Genomic DNA, 13456 nt, shown 5'->3' on the forward strand with positions numbered 1-13456 from the left:
TCTCCAAACCGATATCAATTTCATGGTCAATCTTACAACTTCATTATCTTTCATCATTGATTTTCATCTGCAAACCGGCATCAACTTCATCTTCAATTTTCTTCTTCAATTCTACAGCATTCACCATTGACTTGCTCCTACAAAATTGACAATTCACTTATTTTTTTATTATTTAAGGGAAACTTCCGCTTTTACATTCATCCCTGTTCTTAATCTTTTTGCAATGTCTTTATCAAGATTTACAAAATCAATTTTTACAGGAAGTCTCTGCACCACTTTTACGAAGTTACCACTTGCGTTATCCGGAGGCAGAATTGAGAAAGTTGCACCGGTTGCAGGAGAGAATGAACTTACCACTCCTTCAAATTCTCTGTCAGGAAAAGCATCAATCTCGATTTTTACTTTTTGTCCTTCAACCATTTTATCAACCTGAGTTTCTTTGAAGTTGGCCACTACCCATTTCTGATCATTTTTAACCAATGCAAACAACTGAGAACCAGCCTGTAAATACTGACCTACCTGAATAGGAACTTTTCCAACGTATCCGTCTTCAGAAGCAAGAATTACAGTATATGATAAATTTAATTTTGCATTTTCTACATCCACTTCTCTTTGTTTAGCTACAGAACCCGCAACACTGATTTGCTGAGAGCTTGCTGCCGTTTGTGAAGAGGCTACATTCGTTTGCTGAGCGATTTGGTTTCTTTGATCAACCAAAACCTGTAGTTGTCTGTCAGCAGATTGTTTTGCTGCTAAAGCCTGCTCATATTGTTGCTCGGTAATGGAATGGTCTTTTACCAACACAGAATATCTTTTCAAGTCCTGAGAGGTTTTCCAAACGTTTACTTTTGCAGCTTCAATTTGTGCATTTGCAGTCGTTACCGCTGCTTCTGAAGTATTGATATTTTTAGAAGTTGCCGTAGTGGTAGCTTCTGCATTTGAAATATTGCTTTTTGCCGTTGTCAAAGCTGCCTGAGCCTGCTCAAGAGCCATTTTTTGGTCTCTGTTATCCAAAACCACCAAAGTATCTCCTTTCTTTACGAACTGATTATCTTTTACTTTAACTTCAGTTACATATCCTGAGATTTTAGAAATTACAGGTGCTAAATTTGAAGCAATTTGAGCATCATCCGTTTCTTCATGAACTTGTCCGTAAGAATAAGTTTTGTAACCGTAGATTCCTCCACCGATTAAAACAACTGCCAAAATTATCGGGAAAACTAAACTTTTTTTCTTTTTAGGTTCAGTCGTTTGTGTAGTATTATTTTCCATTGTTGGTATCGTTCTTAATTATTTAATTGTTAAAGTTCCTGTAGTTTGTAATAGTTTTCTGTATGCCAACGCTGCGTCTGCCTTTGCATTAATTACTCCAACATTTGCTGCAATCTGAGCTGCATCTGCATCCAATAATTCAGTCATCGTAGCAAGACCGTTGTCATATTTATTTTTTGTGATTCTGTAGTTTTCGTTAGCCTGTTCTGCAGATTTTTCAAAAACTGCGATTCTCTTTTTAGAATAATCTGTATTCTGATATTCTCTGTTTACATCAAGCTTTATATTGTCATTCAGCAATTCGTTGGTTGCTGACAATTGCATTTCTCGTGCTTGCGACTGTTTTAACGCTGAATTTTCTTTCCAAAGATTTGATAAGTTGTAAGAGATTCCTACTCCAACATTTACCGCGTTATAAATGGTTAAGAATTTAGGAATATCTGCTGCAACGTAACCTCCCGTAAATGCAATTGAAGGAAGATTTTCCGCTTTTGCAGATTTAGTTCCTAATGCTGCAGCCTGTCTTTGTTTGCCTAAAGCCTGAAGATCTTTACGATTTTCTTTGGCCTCATTTACATAAAAATCCACAGGTTTTACGGTTTCTCCTTCTTCAATATAGTTTTCATCCACTTCAATTTCTGTAGTTTCCGGGAGACCTAATAACAAATCCATGTTGATGTTTGCAATATTGTAGTTATTTTTTGCTTCCAACAATTGCAATTCGATATTTGAAGTCTGAAGGTTTGCTTTTAAACGATCGTTTCTGGCAATCACTCCATTGTTTTCAAGCTTAAGAAAAGTTTCGTCTCTTTTTTGAGAAGCGGTAAGGTTTTCTTCTAGCACTTTGATCGACTGATTGGCTTTAAACAAATTATTATACGCCTGAGCAACATTATAAGCAATTGCAGTTTTATCGTTTTCTGTCGTTAATTTTGATGCTTCTACTAAATATTTTGCAGATTCAATTCCGTATTTAATTCTTCCTCCGCTGTAGATCGGAACACTAAGATTAGCTGATCCATAAGCCACCTGATGTACTTCAGGACCTCCTTCTGCCGAAACTCCCGGAAGTTTTATATTCACATTCGGTTTCATAGGAAGATACATATAGCTACCAGAAATTTTCAGTTCCGGTAATTGTCTGTTTTTTGCTTCTAAAAGATCTGCCGTAGCTTCTTCAATCTTAGCTGCGTCGATTTTCAGGTTTTTACTGTTCTGGATTCCCAGCTGAACAGCTTCATCAAGCGTGAGTGTTTTTTTCTCCTGAGCATTTGCGTTTGCAATCCCTACGAATAAAGCTAATGCAAGGACTGAGTTATTTATTTTCTTCATAACCTAAAAGGTCTTTTAGTAAATATTTAATATGTTTATTAAGTTCTGTATAATATTTTTCGTCAAAAACCTCATCTTCTTCAGTATCATTCAGGAATTCTTTATACATTTCTTTTGCGTTGGAAGCATAGAATAAAGTTCCGCTTACCGTAGCGTGTAAAAGATAAATAGGTGGGTTTTTCGTGAAAATTCCTTTTTCTAATCCGCTTTCCAGAATTTTGGAATACATGGCAATGAATCCCATTTTCGTTTGCTTCAAAAACTCAACGATTTGAGGATTTTTCGTGTGAAGCTGTTCTCTCTGCATGATTCTATAGAAACATTTATGATGTCTCACTCTGCCAGAAAACTGGTCTACAATTTTCTCTATTTTTTCCCATTCGTTGATATCGGTTCTTTCAAGAATATCCTTTGAAAAGAATTGCCCTTCATTCATCCTGTATTCAACCAACTTTTCATAAAGCTTTTCTTTCGAACCGAAATAATAGGAAATCATAGAGATATTTACATTGGCTGCTTTTGCAATCTCGCGGGTAGATGTACCTTCAAAACCCAGCTCTGCAAATAGTTTTTCAGCAGCGTATAATATATTTTCTTCTTTTGATAACATTTCTGTGTTCTTTTTTCAGAGTGCAAATATACAATCGATTTACCATAAATCAAACGATTGATTGATTTTTTAATTTATTTTTAATATTTAGTTATTTAATCAATTGATAGTAAAACAATTATCCTTTATTCAAAAAATTAATAAATATTATAGATTTTTTATTTTATCAACGAAATAAATATATTTTTTCACTAAAGTCCTTCATTAAAACATGAATTTCTAAAATTAAACATGAAAAACTAATGTTATGAAATCATAATATAAAAACACTCCGACAAATTGCCGAAGTGTTTTATTTAAGTTTAAATCGTTAAAATTAATTAGTAACAATCATTTTTTTAGAATCCAGCATCTTCCCGTCAACAACAAGGTTATAAAGGTAAGTCCCAGGAGTTAATCTACGTGCAGAAACGACCACTTGCTTTTCACCTTTCTTAATAGGGAGTTTTTCCACTTGTCTCCCACTAAGATCATAAATACCAATAAATGCATTATTCCCTTTTGCATTAAATTTAATCACTGCTTCCTGATTGAAAGGGTTGGGAACATTTTGTTCTAAAGAAACATTGGATACAGATACTTCTTTATCGGTTGGTTTTCTACCTTCCAGTATTGCATCCATTTTGGTTTCAAGGCTTTCCATTTTGGCTTTCAGTTCATTAATTTCGTTCTTCTGATCTTTTATCTCATTCAATAATAATGGAATAAATTCAACGTAATTAAGAGAGTAATTTCCCTTTTTATCAATATTTACTAAATTCGGAAATTCTTTTTCCACATCTTGTGCAATAAATCCAAAATGTGTTCTCCCATCGCTTTTTCCACCCTCTCCTTCTCGATCTTTGAAGGTATAAGAATAAGACTTAATATTAGATAATTTTGAAAAAGGCATTTCTAAAGGTGCAATATTTTCCTTCAGCCTCTTATCGGATGTCTGAAAGAATGAAGGAGCTGTTATTGTATTGAAGGCCTGCAATTTGTTATTAACGAACAGTTCAAAATCATTAGCCATTAGCATCACCCCTCCATTATTGGTTCCGGTTCCATTATCCAAAAAATGTAAATAAGCAATTCCCTGAACGGAATTAATAATTGTTCCATCTCCAAAAGTAGGACTTGAATAAACGGTAATGCCCGATGATTTTACATTACCTGCATTATCACTATACATCATTCTACTTTCGTTAGCCGTATTAGATAAGGATCGAAGCCCAAAAACGCCACCTGTACTTAACCAGTTTACTAAAATAGGAGGTGGTGTGGGAAAAATATTTGCGGCTTGAGTATAAATTTCAGAGATGTTTGCCACACTGCCTCCCAATGTATTGTAGGATTGTTTTATTTTTAAAGAAGAAACAGATGAAGAGCCAACAATATCCAACCTTGCTGCGGGTGTAGTATTTGCAATTCCTACATTCCCGGAAGTTGTCGTTGGAACAGTAGTTCCGGTCCAGACACTTTGTGAAGAAACGGAGATTGTCATTCCTAACAAGAATAATAAAGACAAAGAAGTTTTGATGTTTTTCATAATAAATTGTTTTAAAGTTCAGTTAATACTTTACAAGATATTATGCTGGTCAATTATTTACGACCAAAAAAAAGTAAGTGCAATTAGTATTCTAATAACTGGTTATCTTTTGAAGATAACTGTTTAAAATCAGAAAACATCAAATTACTTTGATGTTTTCTGATTTTAATTTTATGAATTCTTATGAATATACCTTGATAATTTTATGCCCAGATCTGTCCAGACAATTTTAGGATTTCCGTTTCTAGTAAGATGTAAATCAGCCATATTGATTTCTTCCAAAATACTTTCAATATTAGCTCCACTGATGAATTTTGAAAACCCAGTCCAGTTGAACCCATTTGCATCAATTTTTTTATACACCAACTCTTCCGATTGATAATTCTGAAGCAAAGCCAATCTGAAAATCTCTGAACAATAATTCAAGAAATTCTTTTGTTTCTCACGATTCCAGCCTGCAATTTCTCTTGCCCAGATAATGATACTTTTTAAAAATTCAGGTTTCTTTTTTACCATGAAAGCATCACGAACCCATTGCACAAAGAGTTTCTCAAATTCTACATTTTTATTTTCGGATTCTAACAGTTTAAGGGCATCGTTCAAATCTCCCTGAGCTTCATGAACAATTTCCTTTATTTTTTCATCAGAAACCTTAAAATTCTTTTTCAAATAGGCTTCAATATCTTCATCATTAATTCTCGGAACTTCTACAATCTGCGTTCTTGAAAGAATGGTGGGAAGAATATCGTTGGAAGATTCCGCAGTCAGTAAAATAATCGTCTTCGCAGGTGGTTCTTCTAAAAACTTCAAAAACTTATTGGAAGCGGCAACGTTCATTTTATCTGCTCTCCAGACAATCAGAATTTTTGTTCCCCCTTCAAAACTTTTTAATGAAAATTTTTGGTTCTGGTCATCTACTTCATCTGCAGAGATAAATAACTGTTTATTTTCAGACTCTAAAAAAGCTGCCCAATCATCATAATTTGAATAAGGGGAATTAAGAATCATTTCACGGAATTCTTCAAATTTATTTTTACTTAAAGAGTTTTTATTATCCGTAAAAACAGGGAAGCTAAAATGTAAATCCAAATGATTCAGGTGCTCTACTTTTGAAGCAGCGTGTTCATTTTCCCGGCTCAAAACTTCTTTTGCATAGGCTAAAACCATTGGCAACGTACCATATCCTTCTTTTCCTACGAAAAGTTGGGCGTGGCTTACTCTGTTTTCAGCGATACTGTCTCTAAGAAGTTTTTTCAGATTTCCTTGTCCGGCAATGTTCTCCCAATTCATGGCTCAAAGATAAAAATTTAGTTTCAAGAATATCATTATGATATTTAAAAAAAACCAAAAACCAATTGACAATTTTATTCTATTAAATAGTTTTAATAATTGACTATAAAGTGAATTACCAACTTACAATTCATCTAATCAACGCTAGTCATCGCCCTTAACAAACTTTAACCTCTTATAATTTTTACAATTCATTAATATTTAAGATATTTGCGCATTGTTTTAAAAATATAGAATGAAAAAAATCTTTGTACTATCATTCATATCAGTTGGATATTTCTTAAATGCGCAAAATCTAGGTAACTCACCTTATGCAACTTATGGAATTGGAGATGTAAAATATGATAATACGATTGAAACTGCCTCTATGGGAGGTATATCAACAGCTTATATAAGTGATTTCACCAGCAGCTTCAATTTTGCAAACCCTGCGAATAACGCCAATTTTGGGCTTACAAGCATCAAACTTGAAGCGACGAACGAAAACAATTATTTTAAAACTGATTACAACAGTACAAAGTCTACTAAGCATTCTACGTATCTGTCTAATATCTCTTTAGCATTTCCTTTGTCTTCTAAAGTAAAAATGGGATTGTCATATCAGCCGTACAGCTCGAAAAATTATGACATCGTGTATACCAAGACTTTAAAAGACGAAATTACAAATACAGATATCTATCACGTCAATCATTTCAAAGGGAGTGGTTCTTTAAATACTGCACAGATTGCTTTAGCTTATAAAGTAGCTGAGGAATTTTCATTAGGTTTAAGAGCAAACTATTATTTCGGAAACCTTTCTGATTTGGACGAATTTTCTTCTTCCAATGCTGAGTTATTTAATGGCTACGAAACAACAACCAAAATCAAAAACTTCAATTTCACTTTAGGTGCAAACTATCAGCATTTGAATACAAGTACAGATAAGAAGTTAACAATTGGTGCTACTGCGACTTTTGGAAATACCAGTAACATGACTACTTCTTATAAAAATAGTACTTATTTTTATACAGATGCTTCTATGGAAACCAAAAGTTACGAAAGTATTATTGAAGAGAAGCAGGCAAGTTCTAAAAACCTTTTACCTTTACAAGCTTCATTGGGGGTAGGATATGGAAGCGAAAATCAGTGGTTTGCTTCTGCACAGGTTGATTATAAAAAAGGAGAAGATATTTTATTTTTCGGGCAACCAAAACAGTTTCAGGATTCTTATCGAGTTTCTGTAGGGGGATGGTATTTGCCAAATTATAATAACTTCAGAAATTATTTTTCAAGAGTGGTCTACAGATATGGAGCGTTCTATGAAAAAGGAAATCTTTCTATAAACGGAAATGCTGAACTTGATAAAAACGGTAACAGCATCAATAAATTTGGTATTTCAGCAGGAGTATTGCTTCCTTTCAAAAACAGCAGTATTACAAGAATGAGTGGTCTTGAACTAGGTGTAGAATTAGGAAAAAGAGGAACACTTAAAGATAACCTGATCAATCAGAACTACATCAATTTAAAAGTAGGCTTTAATTTTGCAGATAAATGGTTTAGAAAATCATTGTACAACTAAAAAATGAGTTTGACTTCAAAAATAAATTTTAAAAATATAGCATATCTTCTTAGTTGTGCTATATTTTTTATTATGACTTCTTGTGAAGAAGACCTTACAAAAGGAAATAATAGTAAAAACAAAAATTTCCCTTCACAAATCATCAATAATGCCAACATCATACAAAGAGACTCAGGATTTGTAACTCTGAAAGCAAAGGCTCCTATCATCGAAAAATACGAATTGATAGACAGTCCTTACATCGTGGCCAGAAAAGGAATAAACATTGAGTTTTTCGACAAAAAAAAGCCTAAAACACCGGGAAAAATTACTGCAAAATACGCCCGTATTTTTGAATATAAAAAATTCTACGAAGCCAAAGGTAATGTAAGAATCACGACCAATGAAGGTCAGAGATTTGCTATGCAAAGTATTTATTGGGATCAGAAAAAGAATAGAATTTACACCCGCGATACTGTTTTTGTGACGATGGAAGATGGTTCTACTTTAATTGGAGCCAATGGAATGACCGCTAAAGATGATTTCTCAGAATATACTTTCTTCAAGAGTTCAGGAGATATCAATTCTAAAAAACTATCCGAAAACCAAAAGTAATTTCTACTATGATCTTTCAAGCTATAGGATTAATGTCAGGAACAAGTCTGGACGGTTTGGATATTTGTTTTGTTAAATTTGAAAAACAAACTTCATGGAATTTTGAAATCATAAAAGCCGAAACAATTCCTTACTCCAAGGAACTGGAAGATCAGCTTAAAAACTCGATTTACCTTTCGCCTGAAGAATTATTAGAACTAAATTCAGAGTATGGTTTTTATTTGGGAAAAGCGGTAAAAAACTTCATTGAAAAACATCAGCTTCAACATCTAGATTTAATTGCTTCACACGGTCATACCGTTTTTCATCAACCTCAAAAGAAATTTACATTGCAGATTGGGGACGGAAGAGCCATTAAAATAGAAACCGGCTTGCCTGTAATCTATGATTTCAGAAGTCAGGATGTTTTAATGGGAGGAAACGGGGCTCCACTAGTTCCGATTGGTGATGAATTATTGTTTTCCGCATATGATGCCTGTCTGAACCTTGGCGGATTTTCCAATATTTCTCTAAAAGTAAATAACAAAAGAATCGCTTTTGATATTGCTCCGGTAAATATCGTTTTGAATAAATTAGCTCAGCAATTCGATAGAAACTTCGATGAAAATGGCGATTTGGCAAGAACTGGAAAAATCAACGATGCTTTATTACTTCAGCTTAATTCGCTAGAATTTTACCAAAAATCTCATCCAAAGTCTTTAGGAATTGAATGGTGCCATGAAAATATTCTTCCATTATTCGGAGACATAGAAACTGTTGATATTCTGGCAACTTTTACAGAACATGCTGCCCAACAGATATCTAATGTTTTTAATGCTCACCATTTAAAAAATGTTCTTTGTACCGGAGGAGGGGCTTTCAACCAATATTTAATTGAAAAAATAAGAAATAAAACAAACACTGAACTCATTATTCCGACAAAAGAACTGATAGAATATAAGGAAGCATTAATCTTTGCTTTCATGGGGGTTTTAAGACTTAATAACGAAATTAATGTTCTTTCCTCTTCCACAGGAAGTTCTCACGACCACAGTTCCGGAATTTTTGCATAAAAAAACCTTCATTTCTGAAGGTTTTCTATTTTTATTTATAAGCTTCGATCTTATCTGTCAAAGTATTGATAAAATTCTGAAGAGGTTTTTCCACCATCATTTTGATAAACGGATTGAATTTTCCTTCAAACAACATCTGTACTTCCGTTTGATTTTCGTTGAGAGGGTTTATAGTTGCCGTTAAAGCAAAATCCAAACTAGAACTCGCAGACTTCAAAACTGCTTTCTGATCTGTAACTTCATCAATTTTTAAAGCAATTTCCGGCATTCCTTGCAACCCGAATTTAAATCCATCTTCTCTTGTTTCAAACTTTTGAAGACCATCCGGCATAAAATCTTTGTAATTTTCCGGAGATTTCAGGAGTTCTACCAACTCTTTAGATGATTTATTGACAATAATCTTTCGTCCTTCTAAATTCATTTTTTATTTTTGTATTTAAATTCTTAATTCTTACAAATGTATAAAGTTTTTGTGAACGAAAAAAAATTATTGCTATCCAAACAATCTGAAAACCTGGAAAAAACGCTTGGATATGAAAACGTCACATCATTGGAGATCGCCCTAGATCTTCTTGAGAATACATCTGTAAAAGAATTGAATGTTTTTGGAGAAAATATCGATGAAATATGGGGCGAGTTTCAAAGCCTTTTCAGAATCATTGAGGCAGCAGGAGGTATTGTCAATAATCCTAAAGGAGAAGTTCTATTCATCAAAAGACTTGGAAAATGGGATCTTCCGAAAGGTAAAATGGAAAAAGGAGAATCTCGTGAAGAATCTGCCGTACGTGAAATTGAAGAAGAAACAGGTTTGAAAGACGTGGAATTGGTGCAATTTATCAATACGACTTACCACATTTATATTGAGCGTAATGGAGACAAGGTTTTAAAATGTACCCATTGGTTTGAAATGAATTTCAAAGGTGAAGATACCTCAAAACCTCAAATTGAGGAAGGAATTACTGAAGTAGCATGGAAAGACACGACTCGAATTGAAAAGGAAGTTTTCCCAAGTACATTTAAAAATATTAAACTGATCATCAAAGAATTCTGGAGTTCAAAAGCTTAATAGGCGACTCTTAGTCTATAAAAAAGTTCACATAGTCTTCCTATGTGAACTTTATTTTTTTAATATCTTATTATGTAGAAGCTTTATCCTAAATAAAATCAATTGATTTTTCAAGCGCAACACCTCTTGAGCCCTTTAATAATATATTTTCAGACTGAATTTTATGTGATTTTAAATATTCAATTAATTCTGAAGTATTTTCGAAAGAAGTTACAGACGAATTAATCTGTTTGAAATTTTTCCCTACTGTAATAATTTCATTGAATCCTAGCTCCTGAGCTAAATTAAGAATAGTTTGGTGCTCTTTTTCACTCTCCTCTCCTAGTTCCAGCATATCTCCAATAATGATTGTTTTTGAGCCTTCAAATGTGATAAAGTTATGAAGAGATGCAGTCATTGAACTTGGATTTGCATTGTACGTATCCAACACTAAAGTTCTGTCCTCTTTTTTAACAATTTGAGAACGCATATTGGTGGGCGTATAGTTTTCAATCGCGTTCTTAATCTGACTGAAACTAATTCCAAAATGAAGTCCTAAACTTGCAGCAGCACAAAGATTAGTAAAATTGTACTCGCCTGTTAGCTTTGAAACAGCTCTATCGTTGTTGTACATTAATCCTACAAAATGTTCTTCAGAAAACAACCCGAACTGATAATCAGAACCTGTCTTTCCAAAAGTAATTTTAGGTGAGTAACTTTCTGTTTTTTCAACCTGGATAGAATCATTTTCATTAACAAGAATGATCTCCTGGTGATTTTTAAGATAATCATACAATTCAGATTTTCCTTTAATCACTCCTTCAAAGCCTCCAAAACCTTCTAAATGGGCTTTCCCGAAATTGGTAATATATCCAAAATTGGGTTGAGAAATCGTACATAGAAGTTCGATTTCCTTTTGATGATTGGCCCCCATTTCGATCACTGCCATTTCATGTTCAGGTTTAATGGAAAGAATAGTTAACGGAACTCCTATATGATTATTTAGATTCCCGAAAGTATACTGAACATTAAACTGCTCTGAAAGAACTGCATGAATGATTTCTTTTGTGGTAGTCTTTCCATTGCTTCCTGTAAGACCTATAATCGGAATCTGCAACTGGTTTCTATGGTGAATTGCCAGTTTTTGTAAGAAATCTAATGTTGATGGAACATAGAAAATATTTCTGGCTTCATTTTCAAAATCTTTCTGCTCAACTATCACTGCTAAAGCTCCCTCATCAATGGCTTGCTCAGCAGAAGTTGCTGCATTGAAGTTTTCTCCTGAAAAAGCAAAGAAAACATCATTCTTACCGATTTTTCTGCTGTCGATGGTTACCTTTTCAGATTTTAAAAATAGTGGATAAAACTGTTCTATATTCATAGTTCAAAAATAAAAAAACCTTCCAAAATTTTGGAAGGTTTTTCAAATTTATTTTGATAAATATTATCTTCTAGTTCTATTCTTATCGTTAGTTCTAGCATCTTGAGCTACACGGAATCCAACCCAGCCATACGCTGAATTTTGGTTCTTGTATCTTCTTTGTCCCGGATCTAACCAATAAGCAGTATCTTGCCAAGAACCTCCTTTTACTACTCTAACATCATTAGAGATAGCAGATGTTCTGTCCTTAGTATCTTTTTGCATTACTACTTTACCTTTTGCATCTACAATAAATCTCGTTTTAGGAGAATTGTACATATCATAAGTCGTAGCAGAATCTGATGCATTTCTATAATCTAGAGAAGATTGTTTATCACCATCTCTGTAGTTTCTGTAATCTGCAATCGTTTCTCTTTCGAATTGACCTGGTAAGTTTCTGTAAACCAATCTACCATCTGCCAATGTATCGTATTTGATATTGCTTTCGTCAACCATTTTATAAGTACCGTCTCCGTTTCTTACCACTGCTTGAGGCATATTTCCTCTGTAATAGTTGAAATCACTGAAATCTTCATCAATAATAGGTCTGTAAACATCTGCAGTCCATTCTGAAACGTTTCCATACATACCATAAATTCCGATATCGTTAGAAGGATATTTTCTTACATCAGCTGTTAAAGCAGATCCGTCATTTTTCCATCCTGCAGGTCCAGAGTAGTCACCTTTACCTTGTTTAAAGTTTTCAAGCAACATTCCTTTTTCTCTACCTTTAAGACCTCTTAATCTTTCGATTCCAGGAGCCTTACCTTGATAGTTGTTATATTCTCTGTTTTTCTCCATTCCAAGAGCTGCATATTCCCATTCTACTTCAGTAGGAAGTCTGAATTTTTGAACCATTGCAGAACCAGGAGAAGCATTAGCAGCAAGTAGTCTTTGGTTGGTAGTTTTCATACCAGACTTTTGCTGTTTTCTTTGTTGGTTAATATACCCTTGCATTTCAGGATCATTCGATTTGAATTTATCCATATTGAACGCTGTACCACCTTGGTTGTTAGATTCATTGATGTATAAATCTTTTGCGATGATACCTGCATTCATTAATGCTTTTTCATTTGCTCTATCTGTTAACCACTCACAGTATCTGTTTGCTTGTGTCCAAGAAACTCCTACTACAGGATAGTAGTCATATTCAGGAGAACGGAAATAGGTTTCATTGAAATCATTTCTAGATAGTTTGTTGTCCCACAACAAAGTATCTGGCAAAGCACCATTATAGATTTCTTTGAAACTCGGATCACTTGGTGGGAATACATACTTCAACCATGTAAGGTATTCGCGGTATTCGTAGTTAGTAATTTCAGTTTCTCCGATATAGAATGAACTTACCTGCATTCTACGAGGTGAGTTATTCCAATCATGCATAACATCATCTTTCACTAATCCCATTGTAAAAGTTCCACCTTCTACATATACCATTCCCGGCCACCCTTTCTGCTGCTGTTGCTTTCCTGCAAAAAACCAACCCTGTTTTTCGTTTGGTTTCCAACCTGTCTTGCTGACAAATTTTTTAGTACCACCTCCTTTGCTGGTACCTGACCCTCCACAACTGGTTAATGCAAGTGTAGAACTTAATGCTATTAATGAAAACAACTTTAGTTTTTTCATAGTCGATTTAAATATTTTCAAAGTACAAAGAAAAAATAAATTATTCAATAAATCAAGAAAGATTTGATTTTTTTGAAAAACGATAACAAATTAATTTTATTGTATCACAATTTAATTATAAAATTTTCA

12 protein-coding genes are annotated in these 13456 nt (G+C 33.8%); 4 read left to right on the forward strand and 8 right to left on the reverse strand.

Going from position 1 to position 13456, the window contains the following annotated elements:
* Positions 1 to 168: 168 nt before the first annotated feature.
* The 5 genes from LV842_RS11175 to LV842_RS11195 all read right to left on the reverse strand — a co-directional run bounded on the left by LV842_RS11175 (position 169) and on the right by LV842_RS11195 (position 6032).
* Positions 169 to 1272 (reverse strand): HlyD family secretion protein, encoded by a 1104-nt coding sequence (locus LV842_RS11175; protein WP_233111541.1) that lies wholly within the window; start codon positions 1270 to 1272, stop codon positions 169 to 171.
* An 18-nt stretch (positions 1273 to 1290) separates the two neighbouring features.
* A complete protein-coding gene (locus tag LV842_RS11180) occupies positions 1291 to 2604 on the reverse strand; it encodes a TolC family protein (RefSeq protein ID WP_233111542.1) in 1314 nt (437 codons plus the stop codon).
* Positions 2588 to 3214 (reverse strand): TetR/AcrR family transcriptional regulator, encoded by a 627-nt coding sequence (locus tag LV842_RS11185; RefSeq protein ID WP_233111543.1) that lies wholly within the window; start codon positions 3212 to 3214, stop codon positions 2588 to 2590. Before LV842_RS11185 ends, LV842_RS11180 begins: the two co-directional genes overlap by 17 nt.
* A gap of 316 nt (positions 3215 to 3530) precedes the next feature.
* A complete protein-coding gene (locus tag LV842_RS11190; protein WP_233111544.1) occupies positions 3531 to 4742 on the reverse strand; it encodes a tail fiber domain-containing protein in 1212 nt (403 codons plus the stop codon).
* A 171-nt stretch (positions 4743 to 4913) separates the two neighbouring features.
* Entirely contained in the window at positions 4914 to 6032 is a 1119-nt protein-coding gene (locus tag LV842_RS11195) for a DNA polymerase III subunit (protein WP_233111545.1), read from the reverse strand.
* A gap of 235 nt (positions 6033 to 6267) precedes the next feature.
* On the opposite strand from LV842_RS11195, the gene LV842_RS11200 reads away from it, so the two are divergent.
* Genes LV842_RS11200 through LV842_RS11210 form a run of 3 tightly spaced genes read left to right on the forward strand, consistent with a single transcriptional unit; the run spans position 6268 to position 9236 of the window.
* Positions 6268 to 7590, forward strand: a complete 1323-nt coding sequence (locus tag LV842_RS11200) for a hypothetical protein (RefSeq protein ID WP_233111546.1) — start codon at positions 6268 to 6270, stop codon at positions 7588 to 7590.
* 3 nt (positions 7591 to 7593) lie between these two features.
* Positions 7594 to 8184, forward strand: a complete 591-nt coding sequence (gene lptC / locus LV842_RS11205) for an LPS export ABC transporter periplasmic protein LptC (RefSeq protein ID WP_233111547.1) — start codon at positions 7594 to 7596, stop codon at positions 8182 to 8184.
* Between the two features lie 8 nt (positions 8185 to 8192).
* Positions 8193 to 9236 (forward strand): anhydro-N-acetylmuramic acid kinase, encoded by a 1044-nt coding sequence (locus LV842_RS11210; RefSeq protein ID WP_233111548.1) that lies wholly within the window; start codon positions 8193 to 8195, stop codon positions 9234 to 9236.
* A gap of 31 nt (positions 9237 to 9267) precedes the next feature.
* Here LV842_RS11210 and LV842_RS11215 read toward each other — a convergent pair whose 3' ends face one another.
* Positions 9268 to 9657 carry an SRPBCC family protein gene (locus LV842_RS11215; protein WP_233111549.1) on the reverse strand — a complete coding sequence of 130 codons (390 nt, stop codon included), beginning with the start codon at positions 9655 to 9657 and terminating at the stop codon, positions 9268 to 9270.
* A gap of 36 nt (positions 9658 to 9693) precedes the next feature.
* On the opposite strand from LV842_RS11215, the gene LV842_RS11220 reads away from it, so the two are divergent.
* Positions 9694 to 10302 carry an NUDIX hydrolase gene (locus LV842_RS11220; RefSeq protein ID WP_233111550.1) on the forward strand — a complete coding sequence of 203 codons (609 nt, stop codon included), beginning with the start codon at positions 9694 to 9696 and terminating at the stop codon, positions 10300 to 10302.
* 88 nt (positions 10303 to 10390) lie between these two features.
* On the opposite strand, the gene LV842_RS11225 is transcribed toward LV842_RS11220, so the two are convergent.
* Positions 10391 to 11662 (reverse strand): UDP-N-acetylmuramoyl-tripeptide--D-alanyl-D-alanine ligase, encoded by a 1272-nt coding sequence (locus LV842_RS11225; protein ID WP_233111551.1) that lies wholly within the window; start codon positions 11660 to 11662, stop codon positions 10391 to 10393.
* A 63-nt stretch (positions 11663 to 11725) separates the two neighbouring features.
* Complete coding sequence (gene gldJ, locus LV842_RS11230; protein WP_233111552.1) at positions 11726 to 13327, reverse strand: gliding motility lipoprotein GldJ; 1602 nt, start codon at positions 13325 to 13327, stop codon at positions 11726 to 11728.
* Positions 13328 to 13456 lie beyond the last annotated feature (129 nt).

This window comes from Chryseobacterium gwangjuense (assembly GCF_021311115.1).
Taxonomy (GTDB): domain Bacteria; phylum Bacteroidota; class Bacteroidia; order Flavobacteriales; family Weeksellaceae; genus Chryseobacterium; species Chryseobacterium gwangjuense.